At 42.7% G+C, this 25,508-nt stretch carries 18 protein-coding genes; 17 read left to right on the top strand and 1 reads right to left on the bottom strand.

Going from position 1 to position 25,508, the window contains the following annotated elements; translation table 11 throughout:
* The first annotated feature begins 12 nt into the window (after positions 1-12).
* From IGK14_RS12910 to IGK14_RS12830, 17 genes are all read left to right on the top strand, one after another.
* Positions 13-1,323 carry an ABC transporter substrate-binding protein gene (locus IGK14_RS12910; protein WP_010749869.1) on the top strand — a complete coding sequence of 437 codons (1,311 nt, stop codon included), beginning with the start codon at positions 13-15 and terminating at the stop codon, positions 1,321-1,323.
* Between the two features lie 186 nt (positions 1,324-1,509).
* The gene (locus IGK14_RS12905; RefSeq protein ID WP_016608843.1) at positions 1,510-2,469 is read left to right on the top strand and encodes a carbohydrate ABC transporter permease; all 960 of its coding nucleotides are present in this window, start codon (positions 1,510-1,512) and stop codon (positions 2,467-2,469) included.
* A gap of 3 nt (positions 2,470-2,472) precedes the next feature.
* The gene (locus IGK14_RS12900; RefSeq protein ID WP_005234188.1) at positions 2,473-3,306 is read left to right on the top strand and encodes a carbohydrate ABC transporter permease; all 834 of its coding nucleotides are present in this window, start codon (positions 2,473-2,475) and stop codon (positions 3,304-3,306) included.
* A 75-nt stretch (positions 3,307-3,381) separates the two neighbouring features.
* Positions 3,382-4,995 carry a glycosyl hydrolase family 28 protein gene (locus tag IGK14_RS12895; protein ID WP_270792273.1) on the top strand — a complete coding sequence of 538 codons (1,614 nt, stop codon included), beginning with the start codon at positions 3,382-3,384 and terminating at the stop codon, positions 4,993-4,995.
* A gap of 421 nt (positions 4,996-5,416) precedes the next feature.
* Positions 5,417-6,670 (top strand): glycoside hydrolase family 28 protein, encoded by a 1,254-nt coding sequence (locus IGK14_RS12890; protein WP_010749866.1) that lies wholly within the window; start codon positions 5,417-5,419, stop codon positions 6,668-6,670.
* Between the two features lie 51 nt (positions 6,671-6,721).
* Positions 6,722-8,239 (top strand): MGH1-like glycoside hydrolase domain-containing protein, encoded by a 1,518-nt coding sequence (locus IGK14_RS12885; protein ID WP_010749865.1) that lies wholly within the window; start codon positions 6,722-6,724, stop codon positions 8,237-8,239.
* A gap of 374 nt (positions 8,240-8,613) precedes the next feature.
* On the top strand, positions 8,614-10,128 hold the full coding sequence (locus IGK14_RS12880; protein ID WP_010749864.1) for an extracellular solute-binding protein: 1,515 nt from the start codon (positions 8,614-8,616) through the stop codon (positions 10,126-10,128).
* A 279-nt stretch (positions 10,129-10,407) separates the two neighbouring features.
* Positions 10,408-11,076, top strand: coding sequence for a DUF1961 family protein (locus IGK14_RS12875; protein WP_010749863.1), 669 nt, complete (start codon positions 10,408-10,410; stop codon positions 11,074-11,076).
* Complete coding sequence (locus tag IGK14_RS12870) at positions 11,076-11,750, top strand: YesL family protein (protein ID WP_438712382.1); 675 nt, start codon at positions 11,076-11,078, stop codon at positions 11,748-11,750. The genes IGK14_RS12875 and IGK14_RS12870 overlap by 1 nt, the downstream gene beginning before the upstream one ends.
* Complete coding sequence (locus IGK14_RS12865; RefSeq protein WP_010749861.1) at positions 11,725-14,238, top strand: hypothetical protein; 2,514 nt, start codon at positions 11,725-11,727, stop codon at positions 14,236-14,238. Before IGK14_RS12870 ends, IGK14_RS12865 begins: the two co-directional genes overlap by 26 nt.
* Entirely contained in the window at positions 14,223-15,170 is a 948-nt protein-coding gene (locus IGK14_RS12860) for an ABC transporter permease (protein WP_005234199.1), read from the top strand. Before IGK14_RS12865 ends, IGK14_RS12860 begins: the two co-directional genes overlap by 16 nt.
* An 11-nt stretch (positions 15,171-15,181) precedes the next feature.
* Positions 15,182-16,060, top strand: coding sequence for a carbohydrate ABC transporter permease (locus IGK14_RS12855; protein ID WP_005234200.1), 879 nt, complete (start codon positions 15,182-15,184; stop codon positions 16,058-16,060).
* Positions 16,061-16,146: 86 nt separating this feature from the next.
* Positions 16,147-18,357: a helix-turn-helix transcriptional regulator gene (locus tag IGK14_RS12850; protein ID WP_010749860.1), complete on the top strand. Its 2,211-nt coding sequence runs from the start codon at positions 16,147-16,149 to the stop codon at positions 18,355-18,357.
* Positions 18,358-18,550: 193 nt separating this feature from the next.
* A complete protein-coding gene (locus IGK14_RS12845) occupies positions 18,551-21,223 on the top strand; it encodes a beta-galactosidase (protein WP_438712378.1) in 2,673 nt (890 codons plus the stop codon).
* Positions 21,195-22,034: a sugar phosphate isomerase/epimerase family protein gene (locus IGK14_RS12840; protein ID WP_010749858.1), complete on the top strand. Its 840-nt coding sequence runs from the start codon at positions 21,195-21,197 to the stop codon at positions 22,032-22,034. Before IGK14_RS12845 ends, IGK14_RS12840 begins: the two co-directional genes overlap by 29 nt.
* 285 nt (positions 22,035-22,319) lie before the next feature.
* Positions 22,320-23,303: a LacI family DNA-binding transcriptional regulator gene (locus IGK14_RS12835; RefSeq protein ID WP_010749857.1), complete on the top strand. Its 984-nt coding sequence runs from the start codon at positions 22,320-22,322 to the stop codon at positions 23,301-23,303.
* A 271-nt stretch (positions 23,304-23,574) separates the two neighbouring features.
* Entirely contained in the window at positions 23,575-24,342 is a 768-nt protein-coding gene (locus IGK14_RS12830) for a histidinol-phosphatase (protein ID WP_010749856.1), read from the top strand.
* A 68-nt stretch (positions 24,343-24,410) separates the two neighbouring features.
* On the opposite strand, the gene add is transcribed toward IGK14_RS12830, so the two are convergent.
* The gene (gene add / locus IGK14_RS12825) at positions 24,411-25,427 is read right to left on the bottom strand and encodes an adenosine deaminase (RefSeq protein ID WP_010749855.1); all 1,017 of its coding nucleotides are present in this window, start codon (positions 25,425-25,427) and stop codon (positions 24,411-24,413) included.
* Positions 25,428-25,508 lie beyond the last annotated feature (81 nt).

Below are 25,508 nucleotides of genomic sequence, written 5' to 3'. Positions count from 1 at the left end.
GAGTGTAGAAGAATGAAGAAAACTTTTTTAAAAGCAGCGAGCTTGTTGTTTCTTGGTGCGACCTTAGCAGCTTGTGGCAACAACGGCAATAGTAGCGGAAGCTCAGAAGCTGATGCAGATGGGAAAACGACGATTTCCTTTACCTGGTGGGGCTCAGAAGTCAGACACGAGAAGTATATCGAATCGATCAAAGAATTTGAGAAACAAAATCCTGACATCAAAGTTGAATATGAATATGGTTCTTGGGATGACCATTGGAAAAAACTAGCAACAAAAGCGGCTTCTGGAGAATTACCTGATGTGATCCAGATGGATGTGCAGTACATTGCGCAATATGGAACGAAAAATCAATTAGCAGATATGTCGGAATTTATCGGCAATGAGATTCAAACCGATGATATCAAAGAATCGATTTTAGCAACTGGCGAGTTAGATGGAAAAGTTTTTGGCATACCAACTTCTGTCAATACGATGGCGATGCTCTACAATCCATCATTGGTAGAACAAGGGGGCACTGGGATCGACTTTAGCAATTATACCTTCGATGACCTTGTAGAAAGTACGGGAGCGATCGCTGAAGCAACCGGTGATTATGGTTGGAATGATAACAATGACAACAGTACGATTTTGCAATACTTTTTACGTACTAAAGGCGAAGATCTATACCAATACGATGCAGACGGCAAACCAGAGATCGGTTTTACCAAAGAAAACTGGATTGAATTTATGGGGGCTATCGCGGACCTTACGGAAGCCAAAGCAATGCCAACCGCAGAAGTGACTAGCAATGCCAACAGTATGGATCAATATCCGTTTTCACAAGGAAAAGCAGCTTATATGATGACTTGGTCCAATCAATACTTGACCTATAAGGCCTCCGCCGCAGAAGATGTCGAAATCAACTTGGCTCGTCCATTCGACTCAGAAAACGGGGCGATGGCGTATCGACCAGGGTTCTTTTATTCGATCGCGAATGCTTCTGAATCAAAAGAAGCAGCTGCGAAGTTTGTTGAATTTTTAGTAAATAGTGAAGAAGCCAATAAGATCATCGGTACTGAGCGGGGGATTCCTTCCAATGATGCCATCAAAGAATTGCTTTATGCCGACATGACACCAGAAGAACAAGAGTCCTCTGATTTCTTAGATGATATTGCAGACATCGTTGGTGATCCATCCCCAATCCCACCAATTGGGTTTGCTGAAATCAACACGTACTTTAAAGAGCTGTACGCAGAGATCACTTATGGCACCATGACACCAGAAGAAACTTATGATGCCTTTACGCAACGCTGCGAAGAAATTTTTGCAGAAAACTATCAATAAGCATAGCTGCGGCGCCTTTACTGACTTTTTCAGTAAAGGCGTTTTTTTAGGAGAAACAATGGGGGAAAAAATAGGTCCTCTAGTTTTTCACATTTCTGTACTTTTTTTTCTATTCATTCTTAAGAAGCACTTCGTTAAAATCAACTTGTAAGCGTAATCAACTATAGGAGGTAGGAAGTGAAAATTATGGAACTACAATCAAAATCACCCACGGCAAAAGAGCCTGGGAAACTCAAAAGCTGGTTTAATCGATTACCAGAATCAAAACAGAATATGGTTACAGGCTACTTATTTATCTCACCCTTCATCATTGGCTTTTTTGCTTTTATTATCGTCCCGATGGGGATTTCTCTTTTTATGTCTTTTCATGACTATGATTTATTGACAGAGGCGCAATTTGTTGGCTGGAATAACTTTAAGACGATTTTTACGAATGATCCCAAGTTTGTTCAGTCACTGACTGTTACGCTGAAATATGTTGTGTTGGCAGTCCCTTTACGGCTGATCGTCGCATTAGCAGTGGCGATGCTGATCAACCGCCCATCGAAATTAAGCGGCGCTTATCGGGTATTATTTTATATCCCTTCGATTTTAGGTGGGAGCGTGGCGGTCTCGATCATGTGGCGGAATCTTTTTGGCGATTCAGGGTTGATCAATGGCGTGCTAGCGGCGATCGGCTTAGACCCGATCTACTTCTTTAAAAGTCCTGGCTTAGCGTTGATGACCTTGATTTTATTAGCAGCGTGGCAATTTGGCTCGTCGATGTTGATTTTCTTATCCGGTTTGAAAAATATTCCGAAAGATTATTACGAAGCGGCGGAAATTGATGGGGCAGGAAAAATCAGACAGTTTTTCAATATCACGGTTCCAGTCCTGACACCAATCATCTTTTTCAATCTGATCTATCAAACGATCATGGCCTTTTTGACGTTTACACCTGCGTTTATCATTTCGAATGGGACGGGTTCACCTCGTAACGGCACGTTAGTCTATTCCTTGTACATGTATCAACGAGCCTTTACCGATTTCAAAATGGGCTATGCTTCAGCCTTAGCGTGGATTTTACTGGTCATCGTTGGGTTGATTACGATTCTGTTGTTCGCAACATCGAAATTTTGGGTGTTTAAAGAAAACGAGGAGGTTTGATTGATGCGTGAACAAAAACAAAATTATTTCTTTGATGCCGTGATCTTAGTTGCTGCATTACTGATGCTTTATCCGATTTTCTGGCTGCTGTTTAGTGCCTTTAAACCTAGTAGTGACATTTTTCGAACGGCAACGGAGTTGATCCCCCGCAGCTGGACGTTAGAAAACTTTACCAAAGGGTTTGAAGGGATCGCAGGGATTCCCTTCATTCGCTATATTTTCAACTCGTTGCAAATCGCGTTGATTTCAATGGTAGGGGCGGTCTGTTCTTCGGCTGTCATTTCTTATGGATTTGGTCGAATTCCTTTCAAAGGAAAAGGCTTTTGGTTTGCTTGTATCTTGGTCACGATGATGCTGCCGCAAGAGATCATCATGGTGCCTCAGTATCTTTGGTTTAATCAATTAGGCTGGCTTAACTCGATTCGTCCGGTAACCGTTCCTTCATACTTCGGACAAGCTTTCTTTATTTTCATGATGGTTCAATTCGTCTCTGCGATCCCGACAGATTTAGATGAAGCAGCAAAAATGGACGGCTGTGGACGGGTCGGTATTTTCTTCCGCGTGATTCTACCGTTGATGAAGCCTTCCTTGGCAAACGCTGCGATCTTCTCTTTCTATTGGAAATGGGAAGAACTGATCGGACCGATGCTGTACCTTACACGTCCGCAAAACTACACGGTATCGATTGCCTTAAAGCAGTTCCTAGATGCTAGCAGCACCTCCAATTGGGGAGCAATGTTCGCGATGTCTGTGGTCTCCTTGCTGCCTGTGTTGATCATCTTCTTTATTTTCCAAAAATACATTGTTGAAGGCATCAGCACGACGGGTCTTAAATAAGTGTGGAAAAAGATATTCGCTGTTTTGGAATATCTTTTTTCTATTGAATGAATTCGTTGAAGAAAGGACAAACCGATGGAACCATTTCAAGTAATTGATTTTCATGTCGTACCAAGCACGATCGGCGCTCATCAAGCGACCCTTATTTGGGAGAAGCCGCTGCACGCCCAAGCTATTTTTGGTTATCAATTGTTTTTAGACAACGATTTGATCCAAACCAGACCAACAAACAAGACGCATTGGACGTTGACAAACTTATCTGCCGATCAAACGTATCAAGTAACGATCATCTGCCTTGATCATCAGGGATGCCTGCTTACAAATACCGCAGTCACGACGACCTTTCGTACAAAGAAAAAAAGTGTTGTGTTAGATGTTACGCAAGCACCCTACCATGCTGATAGCGCAGGCAAAGAAGATAGTACCACCATTCTCCAGCAAGCGATCAACGATTGCCCTAGCAATGGCACTGTCTGGATCCCAACAGGGGCAGTGATCCTTTCTGGTGCGTTGGAGCTAAAAAGCAATATGATCTTTCAGGTAGATGGCACATTGCAAGCAAGCCTCGACATAGAAACGTATCGGGTTGCCCCTCACGAGTATTTAGGAAGCGTGAATCAAGAGGGCTTACCATTAAGCCGTTATGAAGGCTGGGAATTGTTTTGCTTCCGTTCATTGATCAACATTGGGTATATCGATCGGGGCGATCGAGGGCGTATCGTTTGTGAAAATGTCCGTCTTTGTGGCAAAGGGACGATCATTGGTGGCGGAAATCCATTAGGACTGGCGATGCGAAACTCTTATGCAGACCGTGAACAGTATCCAGAATATGTTTCTGATGGAAAACCTGGAAGACGAGTAAGGGGACGTTTGATCTGTATGATGCAGGCCAAAAACATCCATTTGACAGAGTTGACGTTGATTGATCCACCATGCTGGACTATCCATATGATTTACTGTGACACCGTTGTGACCCATGGGGTGAATATTCAGTCCAAAGGCATCGACAATGGCGATGGATGGGATCCAGATTCTTCGCAAAACTTGCTGATTTTTGACACCGTTTTTGATACGGGTGATGATTGTATCGCAATCAAATCTGGCAAAAATCCAGAAGGAAATCAGATCAATAGACCAGCGAAAAATATTCGGCTGTTTGATTTGGCTATTCGTGGGGGACATGGCATCGCGATTGGTAGTGAGCAATCTGGTGGTGTCGAAAATATCTCCTTTCGAGATTGTCAACTGACCAATACGCTTTATGGGCTAGAATTGAAAGCGCAGAATGATCGTGGTGGCTATATTCGTCAAGTGACGATCACCGATTGCCTGTTGGATCGTTTCATGGCTCATCCTGTTGCTTACAATGCCGATGGTCAGGCAGCCCAACAGTTACCGATCATTTCGGATATTTTGGTCAAGAATACCCGTATCGTAGGGCAGAACCCTTTGGTCGAGCTAAAAGGGTTTGTCGATGAACAAGCACAGCAGGTTTCACTGATCCAACGCGTTGCTTTTGAGTCTGTTGCCTTTGAATCAGCTAAAGGGCAAAAGAAAATGATTTTTGAACAGTGTCAGGAGGTCAGCTTTAAAGAAGCAGCCGTTATTGATCGAGCGGCCATAAGTGACGCAATAAGTTGCCAAGAAACAGTCGAACTATCCATGGTGGGACAAAAGAAACTCACGTAGAACAAGCTTTTGAAAATGATCTGCGTTGGTTCTCCCAATGAGAAACAGTTAGTTAAGCACCTTATTTCCTCCCTTGACAGGTTGCGCCTTTTTGCTTTTGTAGACAAAAAGGCGCATTTTTCTAACAAGAAAGGACGATGCAAAAAAAGACGATCCCCAGAAATCAAAAAGGACTTTCATTTCCCGATAAGGGGACTATAGTAAAGAATGTAGGGAAAAGGACGCCAGAAAGCACATGGGAAAAGACAACGAGATGTGCCAAGAGTACCGCTTTACTTGATGGACAGCGCCAGTAAGAAGCACTCAGTTCTATCCAACGAAATGATAGATGAAAAAAGGTTGGCGATGCGCAATTTTTACAATCATGGGTATCGACAAACCTATCAACAGCTTAAAACAAAAACGTAGGAGGCAAGCAAGAATGGAAGACATCACGCAATTATTGCAACGAGAAATTGACCAAGCATCAACTGTGCAGGGAACAGTGATTACACCACCCGGCGCCTATCAAATCGGCGCATTGTTTTTAAAAAGCAATGTGCACTTGATTGTCTCAGAGGATACGATTCTGTATGGTAGTCAAGAACTGGCCGATTATCCCGAAGTAGATAATCGGGTCGCAGGGATCAATATGAAGTGGCCTGCAGCGATGATCAATGTTTTTCACGCAGAAAATGTCATGATCTCTGGAAAAGGAAAACTTGATGGTCGTGGAGAAATATGGTGGCAAACGTTTTGGGGAACAGATGAAGCCAGCGGGATGATGGCGGATTACGCAAAGAAAGGCTTACGCTGGGCAGCAGATTATGATTGCAAGCGCCCACGAAATATCCTTGTTTATGAAAGTCAGCAAGTAACCATCAAAGATATTTCGTCGGTACAGTCGGGTTTTTGGAATACCCAAATCACGTATTCTCACCACATATTGATCGACGGCATCACGATAGACAATGGAAAAGGGCCTAGTACTGATGGCATCGATATTGATTCCTGTGAAGAAGTCACGATTCAAAATGCCTACATTTCCTGCAACGATGACAATATCTCGATCAAGGCGGGACGTGGGGCAGAAGCCTTAGCCCAGCAAAGAAGCTGTCGGAAAATCACGATCAAAGACTGTCAGTTAGGGTATGGTTCAGGAATTGCCATTGGTAGTGAAACTTCGGGTGGGATCGAAGAGATCAAAATCCAAAAAGTCGTCTTTGAGCAAACTGGCGCAGGGTTTCGGATCAAATCCGCCAACAATCGAGGTGGATTTATACGCAAGGTCACTGCTTCGGATTTAACGATGAAGGATGTTGGCTTTCCTTTTCTCTTACAAACAAATTGGTACCCAGATTATAGTTATCCAGAACTGCCAGCTGATTATGAGGAAGAGATTCCCGACTATTGGCACAAATTGATGGTACAACCAGCTGTTCCAGTAGGTCCAGCAAAGGTCTGCGACATTACTATTGAAAACGTGCAAGCCACCAAAACAGGACAACAAAGCGTGCGTGCTTTTTTCATCGAGGCCAGCCCAGCAGAACCGATCCGCAATCTAACATTAAAAAATCTTTCCATCCATGCCGACGAGTTCGGCAAGATTGCAGGAGTTGAGAACTTAAAGATGGTGGAAACGATCGTCACTGCGTTAGCGCCAACCTTGGATCAAAATGATGTGTATGAGCGGTAGTAGAGAAACAACGAGAACGTACATCGCTAAGTAGGAAAAGAGAGGGGCACAATGAGGGAAAATCTTATAAAGAAATATATTGATACATTTAATTACAATGATGAAGAACTTTATTCTCAACGTATATCAAATGCTGACGCAGAAACCTGGATGATGCAAAACGTCCCAGTATTTACATGTAATCAGCCATTATTTGAAGAAGCGTATTATTTTCGATGGTGGGTATTTCGGAAGCATCTGAAAGCAACACCAGAGGGAACGATCATAACTGAGTTTTTACCACCCGTTCGTTGGTCAGGACCATACAATTCCATCAATTGTGCTGTTGGACATCATCTTTCCGAAGCTCGTTGGTTAAAATGTGGTCGCGAACTCATTCACGAATATGTTGATTTTTGGTTTAAAGGCAGTGGAAATCAGTATGCCTATTCGTCTTGGATCATTGATGCGATCAAAAATTATGCGATTCTTTGGTCAGATGCTGAGTATGGTGTTCAGTTACTCCCTCATTTGGTAACCTTTTATCAAGAGATCGAAACACATCATCTGACTCGTTATGGTTTGTTTTGGTCAAATGATGACCGGGATGCCATGGAGTGTTCTATTAGTGGTAGCGGATTGAGGCCAACATTAAATAGTTACATGTATGCCAATGCCTTAGGAATTGCCTATTTTGCCGAGCAAGCAGGTGATTCTTCACTTGCTAAAGACTATCGAAATAAAGCGTCACTTTTAAAACAAAATATAATAAAGTATTTATGGGATTCTGAAGAAGAATTTTTTAAAGTGATTCCCTTAGAGGATAAAGATGCGCAAATTGCAACATTTGACTTTAAACAAATACCAAAGCAACACAATGTAAAAGAATTGATTGGCTATCTCCCTTGGCTCTTTGGTATTGCCGAAGATACTCATGCGAGGGCTTGGCGCTATTTGAGTGATCCCATGTGTTTTCACGGTGAATATGGTCTGACTACAGCAGCCAGAGATCATCTGTGTTATAACTTACCTAGTGAGAAAAATCATGAGTGCCTTTGGAATGGACCATCTTGGCCGTTTGCCACAACCCAAACAATCGATGCAATGATAGCCTCACGTCAAAACAAAAATAGTCCACTTAAAGCAACAGACATTTCACGAGAATTGCTGACCTATGCGAATAGTTTTTATCGAAACAAAGCAGATGGGCCAAAAGTCAATTGGCTTGATGAAAATATTGATCCAGATACAGGAGAATGGCTTTCCAGAAAAATTTTAAAAGACCAGAACTGGCCCATAGGAAAAGGTGGCTATGAACGTGGAAAAGATTACAATCATTCTGCTTTCAGTGATTTATTCATTCGTGGATATTGTGGTATTCATCTTTCTGATGAGGGACTGCTGACGATCGATCCAATTAAAGATACGACGCTTGAGTATTTTTCTTTTGAGGATTTGCCGATGAAAGGTGATTTTATTTCTGTCTGGTATGATCGATCAGGAGAACATTTTGGCAAGGGCGTAGGCATTACGGTATTGATCGATGGCAAACACTATCAGAGTAAAAATAAGATTGAAATCAGTTTGTAAAGGACCAAGAAATTGGTCTTTTTTAATTTGAAAAATTTACAGCCTAATTGGTTTGGTCACAAGTAACTTCTTAAGAGAATGTGCTACTTGAGTAAGAAAGATCTGTCCATCTATTTAGAAGCATAGCATGAAATTAGAGACGGATAGAGAAAAGAGAGCGAAGATTTTAAGCCAAGAGCCAGTGCTTCAGATGTTCTTACTTTTTTTGGAAAGGGAAGACTCAGCAGATCGTTGTCAACAAACCCCTACCTAGCCATATATCAACGATTAACAAAAAATGTCAATTGCTGGAAATCCTGCTTTTCGTTATGCTTTTGGTATTGAAAGCGGTTTATTTAATCGGGCTCAACAACAAAATCTAAGGAGGAAAAGTAGTGAAAAAATTAAGTACGATTCTTGGTTTGGGGTTACTATCAGTCGCTTTTTTGTCGGCATGTGGGAAGGAGGAAGCAGGTTCCACAACAGATTATGATACGATTTCGATTTTATCGCCGTACATTGAAACTGAACCACCTGCAAGTGACAACGAGATTTTGAAGCAATTAGAAGCGTACACTGGCAAAAACATTGATATTACCTGGGCACCCAATACATCCTACGAGGATAAAATGAATATTACGTTAGCTTCAGATGATATTCCAGAAGTGATGGTCATTCAAGGAAAATCAGGAGGATTTATCAAGTCAGCAGAAAATGGCGCTTTTTGGGATTTGACCGACTATTTAGCTGATTATCCTAATCTCTCTCAATCTAACGAGGATGTTTTGCGTAATTCTTCTGTGAATGGCAAAGTGTACGGAATTTATCGGAAACGTGATGCGATGCGGACGGCGGTGATCATCCGAAAAGATTGGTTAGAAAACTTAAACTTAGATGTACCAGAAACGATCGATGATCTCTATGAGGTTGCCAAAGCATTTACTGAGAACGATCCCGATGGGAATGGTGAAAATGATACGTTTGGTTTGATTATTCCCCAATGGCCTGGCTCGATCAATTCAAATAGTCCTTACGATGTGTTAGCTACTTGGTTTGGGGCAGGAAATGCTTGGAAAGAAATAGACGGCACTTTAGAGCCATCCTTTATGCAACCAGAATACCTAGAATCAATGCAATTTGTTAAAGATATGGTGGAACAAGGCTATGTCAATCGTGATTTTGCAACCATGGCAGCAGATAAATGGGATGAGCCGTTTATCAATGGACGTGGTGGGATCATTATTGATACGTATTCACGAGCAGCACAAATCAGCAATAAATTATTGCAAGCTGGAGAAGAAGACCTCGTCGTCTTTACAGGGAATTTAAAAGATAATAGCGGTACGATGAATGCGTTACCGACAGATGGCTATTCTGGTTTCTTGGCGATTCCTAAGTCGAGTGTCCAGACAGAGGAACATCTAAAAGAGGTGTTGACGTTCCTTGATAAATTAAATGATAAAGAAGCACAGGTATTGCTGAACAACGGAATCGAAGGAATCAATTTTGAAGTAGTGGATGGAATGTCCGTCGCACTAGAAGGATCAGAAGCTGAAGCGTTAGCCAATGCGGTCAAAGGGTACTCACAAATTGGGATGAATGTAACGGAAGATACCCTGTACTATATTGCTAAGCCTGATACAGAAGCGGCTACTGAAAGCTATGAAAAACGATTGTCATTGATGGAAGCTGATTTAGAGCACGCTGTCTTTAACCCAGCAGCCTCCTATAATACAGATACGTATGTAACAAAAGGGGCACAGCTTGATCAGATCATTAGTGATGCGCGGGTTCAATTTATTGCAGGACAAATCGATGAAGCGGGTTGGGAAGCTGCGATCGAACTTTGGAAGAATCAAGGAGGCACGCAGCTGATGGAAGAAACGAATGCCCTTCATCAAGCACAATAACGACAGTCGAAGAAGGTTGAGTGGATCTTGCTCTCAACCTTTTTCTTTTTCAATAATTTTTTTCAGCTAATTATTCAGCTAATAAAATGGAGTACTATTTAGGTGAGACGAGACAGGTAGTAAGAAATCAGAAAAGAAAAAATGGAAAAAAACAAGTGGAAACCCTAATCTAACGCTTGATATCAAGGAATTCAAAAAAAGTCAATTGTTAGAAATGTAGGTCAAGTTTACTATGAAAAGAGAAAAGTAGCTCATATACGCATAAAAGGAGAAGAAGAAATGTTAGCGAAATTGATCTATGAAAATCCGCTGAATCAAGCAGCAGATATTCAACACTTTATTGCTGAAGGAGAGCCCAAGATTACTTTCCAAGACGGGATGATTCTGGCGAATACGTATTCTGAAGAATCAAACAAACAACCACATTTTGTTTTATGGCTGCCTCAACAATTTCCAGCGGACCTACGAATCACCTGGCAGTTTCAACCACTGGCTGAACCAGGCTTATGTATGCTCTTTTTTGCAGCAGCCAATCGCAAGGGTGGCTCGATCTTCGATTCTGGAGTACCCAAACGAACCGGGGCATATCCCGAGTATCATTCTGGAGGGATCGATGCTTACCACCTTTCTTATTTTCGAAGAAAGTATGAGGAGGAACGGGCGTTTGAAACGTGTAATTTGCGCAAAAGCCATGGGTTTCATCTGGTCGCCCAAGGCGCAGACCCACTTCCGAGTGTAGCAGATGCCCGAGGGTTTTATCACCTAAGAATCGATAAGGTAGGTGCAACGATTTCCTTTTGGATCAACGACTTATTGGTGTTAAGGTACCTTGATGAGGAACAGTTTGGTCCCGTATTAACTAAAGGAGCGATCGGATTTCGGCAAATGGCGCCAATGAAGGCCCGCTATAAAGACTTGAAGGTATATTCCTTAGAGGAGGAACGGTGATGAATTGGCAGAAAGCATATCAAGCAGCAGATTTTGTCTTTTATTGTTTGCTGATAAATGTAACCGTTATTATAGGTGCACTAGTAGGTGGGATCATCTTTGGACTGGCGCCTAGCGTACAAGCAGGATTCCACGTAGCAAAGAAAACCCTTAAACAGGAATCGCCGCCTTTTTTTCAAACGTTCTTTGGGTATTACCGCAGGAACTTTTGGCGATCGAATCGCTTGGGCTTACCGATCATTCTCTTTTATTTGTGCCCCATGATGGTGATCCAGCAAGGATTTTTAGCGGCATTGACTCAAACAGGCTTGATCCTATTGATCGTTAGCCAATGCGTCGCGATCGCTGTGATCAATACATTGCTTAGCATGTACGAATATTATGTGCTCCCAACGAAGAAGTACCTAGGCGCTTCGCTACGCTTTCTTTTTTTTCAACCTATTGGCACCTTTTTAGGCGTCCTTTGGTTTGGGATTTGTAGTACGATCAGCTTTTTTCTCCCCGGTCTCCTTCCATTTTTAAGTATTGGGATGTGGATCATTGGCACAATGGGGATTTACTTGAAATTATTTGATGAAAATGAACAAAAGCTAAAGCAACAAAACGATGCAGTTCAACCTGCAGAGAGGGAAGAGGAGAAAATCGAACATGGCATTGAAATGGCTCAAAAATAAACCTAAGGGAAAACGTGGGCTGAGTTTTGGGTATCCATGGGAAAAAGGAGCTTTACAACCTGAGGTTCTAAGGGAGGAACTGTTTTTGCTGGGGGAGGAGCCGCTGCAAACGAAAGTACTGGCTTACTGGCCAGATGGCAGTGTGAAATGGACAGGACACAGTGGTCTGGTGGCAGAAACGACGCAGTTACTTTTTCAAAGAAAACAGCGTGTCCAGAAGAAACAGGCGATTGCTAGGGAAGCTTACAACGGTATTTATTTTGACAACGGTACGATCAAAGGCTTCTTCCCGAAACATGGGGAAGGGAAAAATGTTTTGGACTGGGTAGCGGTCAAGGGGCAGAAAAAATTGCAAGATCTTCACGCAATCCTGCAATACCAAAACAAAAAGGTGCAGTCCAAAGTAACGGACTTGATGTTGGAAGAAAATGGTTCAGAAAAAGCCGTTATCAAAGTAACGGGCGTCATTGAGATCAATCAAGAAGTGGTGCAAGAGTTTATTTTACGGTTTCGTATCTTTCGCGAAATCAGCAAATTGGAAATCATTCATACGGTCATTATCATCAAACCACTTGCTTATGAAGGCATGGGGATAGCATTTGATTATGCGTTGACAGGTGAAAATTGGAATCGACAAGTCAAATTTATTGCAGATGCTGTGTATCATGAAGCGGCACAATTGTTACTTTCACGGCGACACTATCAGCAAAACATTCCCTATCAACAACAAGCCAGTGGACAGCTCGTTTCATTGACCTCAGCGGACGAGCAGATGCTGTCTCATGCGGTGGAAAATGCTATTTGGGACAATTTTCGGGTCAATCAAATCAATCATCGGTCATTTGAATTAGAAAAACAGACCGAAGCTGGGTACTGTTGGTTGCCCATTGGGGATGGCGAGCATTATTCAGGTACCTTTTACGCTGGGGGAGAAACCGGCGGCGTTGCTTGCAGCATGGAGAAATTTTGGGAAAAAGCACCATCTGCGATCGAGGTGACAGGCATCACCCAAAAAGAAACCCAAATCACGATGTGGCAGTGGTCACCGAATGCCAAGCCAATGGATTTTCAGCACTATTCCAAACGGGATCATATGCTTAGCGGATACGAAGGAATGGAAGAGATTCGTTCGACGGCAGTTGGCGTAGCAAATACGACGCGTTGTTGGTTGGATCTATATGAAGAAGCCCCGTCAGAAGAAGTGTTGCTGGGCTTAGCTCAAGAAAACCAAGAACCTGCCCAGATCGTTTCATTGCCAGAGCGTTATCAAGAGACGAAGGTTTTTGGCAGGATCAGTTTACCAGATGAATCAACGAAAACGAAACAGTTGCTGGAGCAACAATTGGCTGAGATGCGTCAATTCTATTTAGCAGAAGTCCAACAAAGAAGTTGGTATGGCTATTGGAACTATGGTGATGTCATGCATACCTATGATCAGTTTCGACACCAATGGCGCTACGATCTTGGTGGGTACGCTTGGCAAAACACTGAACTGGTCCCAAACATGTGGCTTTGGCTAGATTTCTTACGGACTGGTGATCCAAGCGTCTACTATCTGGCTGAAAGCATGACGAGACATACTTCAGAAGTCGATCAGTATCATGCTGGTGAATACAAAGGATTAGGGTCACGGCATAATGTCGTTCATTGGGGCTGCCAAGCTAAAGAAGTTCGAATTTCAATGGCGGGTCTCCATCGCTACTACTACTATTTAACAGCGGATGAACGCATTGGGGAGATTATGGAACAAGTCAAAGACAATGAAACCTATGCTTTTGATGCGTTACCACCGATGCGCGAGTTTTATGAACGAGAAACGAAGCGGATACCGATTCGCATCGGACCAGATTGGGCTGCGCTAGTCTCGAACTGGTTTACCCAGTGGGAACGGACGAATGATCCTGTTTACCTTGAAAAAATTCGCACGGGCATCACCTGCATCAAAGCCATGCCCCAGCGCCTATTGTCTGGTCCCACAGTGTTATTTGATCCACAAGACAAAACCTTATCTTATATGGGAACTGGGAATTTTGGCGGCTATCACATGGTCATCTCCTTTGGGGCGCCGCAAGTTTGGTTAGAACTTGCTCAAGTGCTGGAAGACCCCGAGTGGACAGAGATGTTAGGGGAGTTTGGCTGGTTTTATAGCTTGAGTCCTGAGAGAAAAGCAGAAGAATCAAACGGGGTACTGACGGAACCTCATTTTGCCTGGCCAATGTTTGCGTCGACGATGATGGCCTTTGCTGGGCGAGTGCGTAACGATCAAGCAATCAGCCAAAGGGCTTGGCAGTTATTGCTTGATAATGACAAATCGGGTGTTCCATTGCCGATCGAAGCGACCATTGAAGCAGCGACAACGTGGAAAAAAATAAAAGAAATGCCGTGGGTATCGACCAATGTGCTGGCACAGTGGGGTCTAAATACGATTTGTTGTTTAGCACTGATCGGAGCGGAGTTAGAGGAGGAGAATGAATGGAAACAACAATAAAAAAAGTGCCGAAAACGAAAGAGCAATGGGGGAGTTTTCTCAACCATTTTAAACAAAATAAATGGCTCTATATTTTGACGATTCCCGGGATCATCTATTTTGCAGTATTTCGTTATGCACCGATGTATGGGTTGATCATTGCTTTCAAAGATTATGTGCCCTTTTTAGGAATCGCAGATAGTCCATGGGTCGGAACACAAAATTTTATGGATTTCTTCAATAATCCTGATTTCTTTCGGATCTTGTGGAACACGTTGATGATTGCCTTTTTAAACATCTTCTTTTCGTTTCCAGCACCCATCTTTTTGGCACTGTTACTGAATGAATTGCGCAACAAGCTGTTTCAGCGGACCATTCAAACCTTCGTCTATGTACCACATTTTCTTTCATGGACGATCGTCGTTAGTCTTTGGCATATCTTATTCAACATCGATCATGGAGCGATCACTCAATTTATCGCTTCGTTGACAGGCGTTGAAATCGACTTTCTCTCAGACCCGCAATGGTTCCGCCCCATGATCGTAATGCAATCGATTTGGAAAGAGATCGGTTGGGGGACCATTATTTATTTAGCTGCCTTATCAGGTGTGGATCAGGAACAATACGAAGCCGCGATCATGGATGGTGCAGGACGTTTTCGTCGTGTGTGGCACATCACTTTGCCTGCGATTCGTTCGACGATCATCATTATGCTGATCATGCGGATCGGGTCGATTTTGTCTACGGGGTTTGATCAGATTTTCTTGATGACCAATCAGTTGAACCGAACAGTAGCAGATGTTTTTGATACGTATGTGTATATGATGGGGATCACCAATGGCGCTTACAGTTACTCAACAGCCGTCGGATTATTTAAATCGATCGTTGGGATCATCCTCGTACTTTGTACCAATAAATTAGCGAAACGCTTTGGCGAAAGCGGCTTATACTAAGGAGGAAAAAGATGGATACTTTACACAATACGAAGGCAGGGAAAATATTTGACATTTTTAATGCGCTATTTTTGGCATTGATTGGGTTATTCATGGTGATTCCTTTTATTTATGTGATCGCAGGTTCATTTGCTACGGAGTTAGAATTGACCACACGTTCGTTTTTCTTATGGCCAAATGAGATCAGTCTCGACTCCTATCGCTTTATTTTTTCAACCAACACCTTTATCCGTAGTTTGCTTGTAACGGTCGGCGTTACCATCGTTGGCACGCTGGTGCAGCTTTTCTGTACCTTCACCTTTGCCTATCCTTTATCACGCAAGCACCTAAAAGGACGGAACACCTTGTTGAATCTCGTGATTTTTGCAATGCTCTTTTCAGGTGGGATGATCCCAACATTTATCGTGGTGAAAAATTTAGGACTGATCAATTCTTATTGGGCATTGATTTTGCCAATCGCGATCAATCCGTTCAACTTAATGATCATCAAAAACTTTTTCCAAGAAATGCCGATCGAATTGGAAGAATCCGCCAAGATGGATGGCTGTACGGAACTAGGGATCTTATGGAAAATCATTTTGCCTTTATCAAAACCAGTGATCGCGACCTTCACCCTTTTTTACGCCGTTGGTATCTGGAACGACTTCATGAGTGGATTGCTCTATATCAACGATTCAGCAAAATGGCCGATTCAGTTATTGTTAAGACAGATCACGATGGCCTCCAGTGGTGCCAATGCGTTAGCAAGTATGGACCCCAACTATGTGCCGCCTGAACAAGGAATCAAATTTGCAGTCATCATTGTGGCGACTTTACCAATTTTGATCTTCTATCCGTTTTTGCAAAAACATTTTGCCAAAGGAATGCTGATTGGATCCGTCAAAGGATGATACACTTCAATAGTTGTGGATAGGTTGTCATGCGTTTTTTCGCATGACAATTTGTTACATAAAATCTATTACAAGGGTGTTTGGGAATGAAGTACTTTAAAACAGGCGGTTTTCATCGAAAACTGCAGCTAGCCAGTCTATGGATCGTCGTGCCGCTATTAGCCGTTGCAATCTTTTTGCATGCCTATTTGATCGGACCATTACAACGATCGTATCAAGAACTAAACAATCGCCAAGTCGAAGGAATCGTTAGTAACATCAACCAACAGTTCTCGCAGCTGGAAGTGACTTTAAGCGTTTGGGGGCAATCGTTTCAAAGGCGCTACCAAGAAGATTTATTGGAAACGACGAATTATCAGACGTTGATCCAGCTGTCGGAAGAATTGTTTTACTTAACCAATAGCTCCAATTATGTCAATCGAATCGGTATTTATTCGCTCGGAGAGGCGCCCTTTGGGATTGAAAGTGGCGGCACGTATGAATTAACGCTCGAGCAAACCAAAACAGCATTTGAACGCTATCGGATCGATAATGGTAGGCAGTATCAGTGGAAGATCATTGAAGAAGAGGATGAATTGATTTTTGTACAAAACATTGATAGCCAAGGTGAAGATCAGCCTAAAATTTTTTTAGTTGCAACGATCGACGAGCAATCATTGTTAAAGTATTTTTATGATACTCAAATTGAAAATGGTCTCGCAGCGATTTCCTTTAATCATGAGAGTTTTCGTTTTATTGGCGATCAGAACTTAGCGAATGTTATCCAACCGCTGAGTGAGGAGCATCAAGGAACCTGGGTCGAATCGATCAATGGCAATGATTATAGCATGATCGCCGTAAACAGTACGCGACTCAACCAAATATGGACATTTTATACCGTCGTTCCCTTAGCATTGATTACCGAGCCAGTCACTCATTTGGCTAGAGTGCTGATCGTCGTAAGTATTCTTTTTATTGCTTGTGTGGCAGTCATGAGTCTCTTTTTGGCAAAAAAACAATACCAACCTTTTGAAAAAACGATGGATCAGCTCTTTGGTAATACCCAATGGAAAAAAGAAAACGATCTGGAGTTTTTGGTGGACCGTTGGCAACAATTAAGTCGGGAAAAAGGATTGCTACAAAATCAGGCGGAACGCTTTCAAGATTCGCTGAAGCGGCAAGTGATCCAACATTTGATGGAAGGGTATTATGGCTATTTGTCAGAGGAAGAATCGCAACAATTACTGCAGCAAAAAAACTGGCGCTTAAGTGACCAAGGGTATCGCCTGTTTTATTTCCAACTCAATGATCTATTAAGCAATCAAGCAAATTCACAAGATGAAACCCACATTTTGTTTGCGCTAGAAAACATTATAACGGATGTCACAGCCATGTTTTTCCCAGAATCAACCATCGTTTCGTCAAATGAAGGGCGGATTTTGGTTTTTGTGGTCAATCAAGAGCAGCAACTGACAGATTACTTCACGATGGTCACCAAGCAAATCAATTTGATCGTCTGTCGTTATGTCACCATCGTTAGTTCGCAACAAGAAACTGAGATTCGCAAGTTGCCTGAAGTTGCCCAACGTCTCAAAAAGCAAATCCATCTGCAACGGTTGATTCCCGAAAATCAAGTGCTTCAAGGAGAGAAAATGCGTCCGCTGCCGAAGTATTCTCTTTCGCAAGAAAACTTGATTTTAACAGCACTGAAAAGTGGCTATCATGAAGAATTGCAACGAAGTGTCCAGCGGTTTTTGGAACAGGTCGTGGCAGAAAACAATCAACAGGCTGCGGTGATCTATGTGGTCAATCGACTGTATGATCAAGTCGATTACCTTTTAAATGAAAATGGTGTCTCACGAACGGATTATGTATCGAAAACGGTTGTGTTAGAGCGAATCGAACGACTTTTAGACATCAATCAGATCCAAGCCTTTTTGTACCATCATTTCTTAAAGCCCGTCTCCATCCTCTGGCAAGAAAATGTCGCTAATTCTTATAGTGAAATGATCCAAAAAGTAGCGGAGTACATCCAATCTGATTTTCGCAATGAACAAATTTCGTTAGAATATGTTGCGGATCGTTTCGAAGTAGACCCAATCTTTTTGAGTAAGGAGTTCAAGCGTGCCAAGCAGGTCAACTTTATTGATTATTTAACCAACGTTCGCATCGTAGAAGCAAAACGGCAGCTGCTCGAAACCGATCACCAAATCAATGAAATCGCAGAAAACCTTGGGTATAATCCCAGTTACTTCAATCGTTTATTTAAAAAGTGCACGGGAATGACCCCAGGACAATATCGAAAAGGTCAGAGCTGATCACTGTTGGTTGCTGCGGAAAAGCTCGTATTTTCGCAGCTTTTGCTCTGATTTTTCTATGTTTTCGTCAGCCAATGTTTTGTATAATAGAAAAGAAAGCGATTTCTAATACAGCTTAAGTTCAGCAAGAAAACCAGCAGACTTGTCAAAGCTGTTGGAAATCTGATAGTAAATAGATGGAGGAAGAAAAGAAATGAAAATCGTTCTAGGCGGAGATTCAACCATGGCGGATTATCCCCTTGATCAACAGCCAATGATGGGCTGGGGACAAGCCTTACCAAGCTATCTACCCCCAGAAGTAAACGTACGCAATTTTGCAAAAAACGGCAGTACGACTCGTTCGTTTATCGAAGAAGGGTTGTTTGAGCAACTCCTGCAAGAAGTCGAACCGAATACAGTCGTCCTACTGCAATTTGGACATAATGACCAAAAAGAGAAAAATCATGTCACGATGGAGGCGTACATTGCTCATTTGACAGACATGATCCGTCAAATCAAAGAAAAAGCAGGAATCCCGATCCTGTGTACACCTGTTGAACGGCGGGTAGGAGAAGAGGGACGATTGGCGCATACGTTGTCAGCATTTTTACCTGTCTTAAGAGAACTTAGTCGAACGGAAGAAGTAGTTTTGTTTGATTTAAATCGCTATACCTATCATTATTATGACACATTAGGACTAGAAGCTTCCAAAGCACTCTTTGTTTGGTTAGCACCGAATGAGCACCCCAATTATCCTGCAGGTCTTGCAGATGATACCCACTTTTCAAAGCTCGGGGCGCATATGATCGCTCGCTATGTAGCGATTCGTCTACAGGCGTTTTTCCATGAGCAACCACTGTTTCCTGATATTTATTACGGCGCCTGCATGTATCCAGAAGTCTGGTCGGAAGAAATCATGCAAAGTGATAGTCACACGATGAAAACGTTGGGCATGAATTTTGCTAGAATTGGGGAATTCATGTGGCGCGACTTGGAGCCTCAACCTGGAGAATATGATTTTTCGTTGTTGGAACGTGCGCTAGAACAGTACCAAGCAAATGGCATCGATGTTTGCTTATGTATTCCAACGCCGACCCCACCCCGCTGGTTTACAAAACAGTACCCAGAAGCATTGGTCACTAACCAAGATGGAACGAAGATGCATCACGGCTCAAGACAGCATGTCTGTACAAACAACGAGGACTTTCGCCGTTATGCCTATCGTTTGACGAGAAAAATCGCTGAGATTGCCGAAAAACATGAAAATGTCGTTATGTTGCAATTGGACAATGAGTTTAAATGTCATGTCGATCTATGTTACTGTACGACGTGCCAAACGCGTTGGCATACGTATTTAAAAGACAGCTATCAATCCGTGACTAACCTCAATGAGTGTTGGGGAACGAAGGTGTGGAGTGAGTGGTATGACGCATTTGAGGATGTCGTCTTGCCGCTAACGACCCCATTTTTGCATAATTCTTCCTTGATGAATGCCTTTCGCCGTTTTACCACCGATACGTTGAATGAGTTTGCGCATGATCTTTGTCATTTTATCCGAATGGAGACCGCGTTACCCATTACCCATAACTCCGCTTTTGGGTTTAACTTGCAAAATGATGAGCTATTTGCTGATTTGGATATTGCTGGTTTTGATACGTATGCGCCGGCAGACAATTATCCAGCGTATACGATGAACTTGGATCGTTGGCGAAATGTCAAACCGCGCAATAAGGAAATGTTATTGTTAGAAACTTGTACTGCCAATGCAGGTCATATTGAAAATTATGCGGCACCTCGTCCTCATGGGTTTGTCACAAGTGAAGCGTTCATTGGCTATGCTGGTAATTTGAAATCCTTCTGCTTTTGGCATTTTCGTGGACATCGCTATGGTGTGGAGCAACCCCATAGTGCCGTGTCAACTGCTTGGGGAGAGCCAGATCGTGGGTATGAAGAGGTAGTTCGGATTGGCGAACTAAGACAACAGATCGCACCACTTTTAGCGGAAACGAAGTATGTATCGGCAAGAATAGCCATTATCTACTCGGATTACTCGAAACGTTTTTACACGATCGATCATGGGGGTGTTTATGATTATCGCAGCCTGTTTACCGAATTTTACGGCAGTCTGATTCGCCAAGGAATTCGTGTAGAAATCATTCAAGAAAATAGTCCGTTAGAAGAGTATGATGTTGTTCTTGCCCCATTTGTTCGTTGGATCAGTCCTACCTTGTTGAAAAAATTTGCCGCCTTTACTGAAGCAGGAGGCAAGCTGATTTTAGGCCCGATGACGGGGGATCGGACAAAAGAGCTGGCGTGGCCAGCGACGAATGGCTTAGATCGTTTAGGAGAATGGCTCGGGTTTGACCAAATCCAGCAGTTTACGGTGAAAGGACTGACTTATCAGCTAACCTATGACGGCCTAAAAGAACCTTTGGATCATTTGGTCACAGTTTTTCACTGCCCAGAAGATTGGGAAACGATCGGACGTGGGAATGACCAAACGCTACTAGCTAAGAAACAACTGGCTCAAGGAGAGATCATCTATTTAGGTGCGCTACCTAGCAATTTACCAGACAGTTTGATATGGCAGTCGTTTTGTCGCAAAGAACTTTTCCCTTATGAATCAGAGCGCCAGTTGATCAAATGTTCGGAAGGTGTGATGAAGTATCGCCGAGAGTCAGCGACCCATGTCCAACTCTGGATCAGTAACTTAGGGCTGACGACAGCTGATTTTACCTTACATCTACCCGGTTTCGAACGCTTATCAGGTGAAGCGCTGGCGCGGGGGAACCATAGGCTAGAACCTTATGAAAATTTGATTATTGAATGGGAAAAAATAGTAGAAAGCGAGGAGTCAGATGATTCATTTAGCCATCCGAGGGCATGACCTTTCAGGAGAATATACACCAAAGCAGTTAGCACAAGCGGTAGGTGCAAAGAAAATAAAAAACGTTCAGTTTGCCTTGAATGCGTCTTTTCCAGATCTAAGTGCTCCTGAAAAGATGAATCCAGGTATGGGGACCTTCTTCAAGAATGAATTCCAAGAACAAGGCGTTCAAATCGCTTTGTTAAGTTGTTATAGTAACTTGATTCATCCCGAACCAGAGGAACGAGAAAAAATCTTACAGAAATTTGAGCGCTATTTATTCCATGCCCGTTATTTTGGTGCCAGCATGGTGGCTTCAGAAACAGGCTCAGTCATTGCCGCACTGGGATATAGTGAAGAGAATTTTTCAGATGAGGTTTTTGAAGACTTGATCCATGTGATCCAGCGACTCGTTCGAGTGGGAGAAAAATATCAAATCATGGTAGGGATCGAAGCCGGACTGAATCATCCGCTGTATTCGAATCAGCGCATCGCCGAGCTGATTGAACGTGTTCCTTCTGATTATTTAGGGATCATTTACGATCCAACGAATTTGATCACCGCAAAAACGGCTGCTGATCAAGTCGCATTGGTAGAAGAAGCATTTACTCTTTTCGGAGAGAAAATCGTCTGCTTGCACCTAAAGGATTTTCAACTCTCGGGAGAAGAAGTGATCCCTGTCCCGTTAGGTGAGGGACAAATACGGTATCCAGAAATTTTACAGCTTCTGATCAAACACAAGCCATACTGTTACGTGGTGCTAGAAGAAACAAAAGACGCTGGGATCGATCGTGCGGTGGCGTTGATTGAAGGCTTAGATTTAAAAAATTAGCTGGGGGTTTGTGTAGATGATTGTGTAAGAGAACACGGGAGTAGTTTTCTTGTTTTCTTAAAAAACGCTGGCATTGAATGCAAATTTTATCTAGCATAGAAAAGTTGTTTATGATGAGATTTCATCTAAACAACTTTTTTATTTTCTTAAAAATAAAAAATACGATGTAAAATTTGTTATTATAGAATAAAAAGAAGTATTTTAGATTGTTGCATTCGGATAATGGATCAAATGGAAAAGGATTTAATATTTACGAGACATGTAAAAGAGAGAAAGGAGGAACCAATGGCAAACATGCAAGACGTGGCAAAACTTGCCAATGTATCTGTGACCACCGTCTCACGAGTGATCAATAACAGAAAATATGTCAATGAAGAAACAAAGCAGATTGTGCTAGAAGCAATTCAAGCACTTGATTATGTACCAAATGAATTAGCACGGTCCTTTTATTACAATTCCTCAAAGATGATAGGCTTGCTGATCTATGATTTGAAAAATGATTTTTATAATCAATTTATTACCCGAATCGAGTCGCAACTGATTGAGAAAGGCTATAGTTTGATGATTGGTACCACACAAGGGAATCCTGAAAGAGAAACCTATTTTTTGAACTTGTTTCTCGCAAATAATATTGATGGGGTAATTTTATGTACCAACCTTTGTACGCAAGGTCCGTTGTTGCAAAAGGTTCTCAAATTACCTCTAGTGAGTGTGGGTAGAGTCCTTAGCGATGAAGTATCCTCCGTTTCTGCGGATAATACCTCAGGTGGACAGTTGGCAGCACAGATCTTAAGCCAAAATTGTTGTCGCGAGATCCTCTTCATTAATGGACCAAAGACATTACATTCCGTTCAAGAAAAATCAGCTGGTTTTTATCAAGTGATGGACCAATACCCAGAGATCCATGTTCACGAGGTCATACTCGATTTTGTAAATGTCACGCAAACATCCTTTGATCAACTTTTTCGTCAATGGCCTTCTATCGATGGCATTTTTGCGGCAAGCGATTTTTTTGCAGCCTGTGCTTTACGTTCCCTTCATTCACTGGATAAAAAGGTTGGTGAAGCGATTCAAGTGATTGGTTATGAAAACACCAATGTTTGTCTTTGTACTAGCCCTTTGCTTTCGTCCATCGCACGACCTTTAGAGGAGATGGTGGATTGGACGACCCAGCTACTTTTTCAAGAGGTACAAGGAGACAAAACCGCACCAAGACACGTCCTCTTGAAAAATTCATTTGTCCCAAGAGAAACGACTCAATGGAAGTGATGGGAAAAGAAGCAACCGATTGCAGCTTTCTTTTGATTGTCTTGGGATAGCCGCAATTCTATAATGAAATGGACTGGAATAAATCCAGAATGAGGAAGTTGCTAAGTGATAGGTGTTGATAGCTAGTACTATTTTTTGAAAAATGGTTCCGCTTACAAAAGATTCTGTAAAATAGCGAACGGCTTGAAGGATAACACCTCAAGAAGAGTGTACCTAAAATGCGATCACAAAAACAAATTAACCTAAATGTAATAAGAAGGAGTGAATAACCATGTGGAAAGCAAACTATCATACCCACACAACTCGATGCAAACATGCACGGGATTCTGATGAAGACTATGTGATCAAAGCCATCCAAGCTGGCTTTAAGGAAATCGGCTTCGCTGATCATTGTCCCTGGCCCTTTGAGGATGGGTATGTCTCCCCCATGCGGATGGATGTTGCGCAATTGGAAGATTACGTTTCATCGGTGAAAAGCTTAAGGGAAAAATACCAAGGACAAATCGATGTGAAATTAGGATTAGAGTGTGAATATTTTGAAACAATGATCCCTTGGCTAGTTGCAGAGAAAGAAAGGCTGTCGATCGACTATTTGATTTTTGGCAATCACTTTCCTGAAATCGAAAGCAATCACTATTACGACCATACACCTGGGGATTCAGTAAAAGCGATCAAAGATTATCTTCGAGTCTCCCTACAAGGGATCGAATCAGAGATCTTTGCTTATATGGCACATCCAGATGTGTTCATGCGGGGCTATAAAACCTTCGATTCTCATTGTGAAGAAGTTGCCTACCGCCTATGTGAAAAAGCCAAAGAGTATCAGCTGCCGTTGGAGTATAATTTGGCAGGCTATACGAACGGTGGCTATCCGCATCCTGAATTTTGGAAGATCGCCAAGGAAGTCGGCTGCTCTTGTATTATTGGGATCGATGCCCACGAGAGTGTGGCTTTAACGAATACAGAAGTTTACGAAAGAGCTCTTTTAGAAATCGATGCCTTGGGGTTAACACGGATCGATCGGCTCTTCTTTGCGTGAAGGAAAGAGAGTTGATCGTTTTGGAAATAAACATGGACGCCAGTGGGGATCACTAGCGTCCATGTTTATTAGAATTGCCATTCTTGAATTTTTTTCAAGAGTACCGCTTTGTCGGAAGCTTCCGCAAAGGAATGCTGAGCGGCAGTTTCGTTTAAGAAGCGCATCTCTGATTCGGACATGTCGCAATGATGAGCCATTTGCAGGTATTCATTGGTCAATGTCGTGTTTGAGACCGTTCGGTTATCGGTGTTCAAACAAAAAGGGACCTTGGCCTCCAGCCATTCTCTTAATGGGTATGCCGAGTATGTGGGAATCGCACGCGTATGAACATTGCTGGTAGGACAGCCTTCGATACAGCGATTTTGTTCTCGAACAAACGCTTGGGCAGTGTGATCTCCTTTTAAGGCGATGCCGTGGCCAATCCGTTGCGCACCGCTTTCGATGGCTTGATAAATGTTTTGCACACAGCCGCATTCGCCTGCATGTAAGGTCAGCTGGACACTTTGGTTCTTGAGGAACACTTGATAGCTGGCAGCTAAATCAGGGACGTACCCGTCTTCTTCTGGACCTGCCAGATCAATGCCGACGACTTTTTCATCGGTAAGAGCGATCGCTTCATCAAAAATCGCCGTAATAGCTGGTAGGTCTTCTTGACGCATCCCAATGATCAAAACATTGCCTTTGATTGGGTAGCGTTCTTCTGCTCGTGCGATGCCTTCGATCACGGCTTGGATGGTCTGGCCGCAAGTGAGTCCTTTGTCCATCGATAAGCTGGGAGCAAAGCGGATCTCAATATAAGCGACCCCATCTTGAGCGGCTTGTTCCATCACATCATAGGCGGCAGCTGCTAACGCTTCTTGTGTTTGCAAATACGGCCGAACGAAATCAAAGCAGCGAAGATAATCCCTCAGGTCATGACAATCTTTGGGGGCTTGCATCTGTGCTTTCACAGCTTCTATGTCTTGCTCGATCGGTAGTTCTTGCTGATTGGCGATGGCGATCAATGTTTCTGGACGAATGGAACCGTCGAGGTGGCAGTGAAGTTCTACTTTGGGAAATGCTTGGATTTGTTGTTGAGTAAGCACAGTGTTCCTCCTGTCTAGGTCGAATTTTTTTAAGTATGAATATAGCATACTTCCAAAGCCCATGCTACCCAAAAAAGGAAA

Source organism: Enterococcus sp. DIV0970a (assembly GCF_051711265.1).
In the GTDB taxonomy this organism is placed as follows: Bacteria; Bacillota; Bacilli; order Lactobacillales; family Enterococcaceae; genus Enterococcus_D; species Enterococcus_D casseliflavus.
The sequence above is the reverse complement of the archived record's forward strand: the minus strand, read 5'-3'. Positions and strand labels throughout refer to the sequence as shown.

What these genes read in the sequence shown, in the direction of transcription:
- IGK14_RS12910 (WP_010749869.1), top strand. Translation starts at nt 13, where the DNA reads ATGAAGAAAACTTTTTTAAAAGCAGCGAGCTTGTTGTTTCTTGGTGCG.
- IGK14_RS12905 (WP_016608843.1), top strand. Translation starts at nt 1,510, where the DNA reads ATGGAACTACAATCAAAATCACCCACGGCAAAAGAGCCTGGGAAACTC.
- IGK14_RS12900 (WP_005234188.1), top strand. Translation starts at nt 2,473, where the DNA reads ATGCGTGAACAAAAACAAAATTATTTCTTTGATGCCGTGATCTTAGTT.
- IGK14_RS12895 (WP_270792273.1), top strand. Translation starts at nt 3,382, where the DNA reads ATGGAACCATTTCAAGTAATTGATTTTCATGTCGTACCAAGCACGATC.
- IGK14_RS12890 (WP_010749866.1), top strand. Translation starts at nt 5,417, where the DNA reads ATGGAAGACATCACGCAATTATTGCAACGAGAAATTGACCAAGCATCA.
- IGK14_RS12885 (WP_010749865.1), top strand. Translation starts at nt 6,722, where the DNA reads ATGAGGGAAAATCTTATAAAGAAATATATTGATACATTTAATTACAAT.
- IGK14_RS12875 (WP_010749863.1), top strand. Translation starts at nt 10,408, where the DNA reads ATGTTAGCGAAATTGATCTATGAAAATCCGCTGAATCAAGCAGCAGAT.
- IGK14_RS12870 (WP_438712382.1), top strand. Translation starts at nt 11,076, where the DNA reads ATGAATTGGCAGAAAGCATATCAAGCAGCAGATTTTGTCTTTTATTGT.
- IGK14_RS12865 (WP_010749861.1), top strand. Translation starts at nt 11,725, where the DNA reads ATGGCATTGAAATGGCTCAAAAATAAACCTAAGGGAAAACGTGGGCTG.
- IGK14_RS12860 (WP_005234199.1), top strand. Translation starts at nt 14,223, where the DNA reads ATGGAAACAACAATAAAAAAAGTGCCGAAAACGAAAGAGCAATGGGGG.
- IGK14_RS12855 (WP_005234200.1), top strand. Translation starts at nt 15,182, where the DNA reads ATGGATACTTTACACAATACGAAGGCAGGGAAAATATTTGACATTTTT.
- IGK14_RS12850 (WP_010749860.1), top strand. Translation starts at nt 16,147, where the DNA reads ATGAAGTACTTTAAAACAGGCGGTTTTCATCGAAAACTGCAGCTAGCC.
- IGK14_RS12845 (WP_438712378.1), top strand. Translation starts at nt 18,551, where the DNA reads ATGAAAATCGTTCTAGGCGGAGATTCAACCATGGCGGATTATCCCCTT.
- IGK14_RS12840 (WP_010749858.1), top strand. Translation starts at nt 21,195, where the DNA reads ATGATTCATTTAGCCATCCGAGGGCATGACCTTTCAGGAGAATATACA.
- IGK14_RS12835 (WP_010749857.1), top strand. Translation starts at nt 22,320, where the DNA reads ATGGCAAACATGCAAGACGTGGCAAAACTTGCCAATGTATCTGTGACC.
- IGK14_RS12830 (WP_010749856.1), top strand. Translation starts at nt 23,575, where the DNA reads ATGTGGAAAGCAAACTATCATACCCACACAACTCGATGCAAACATGCA.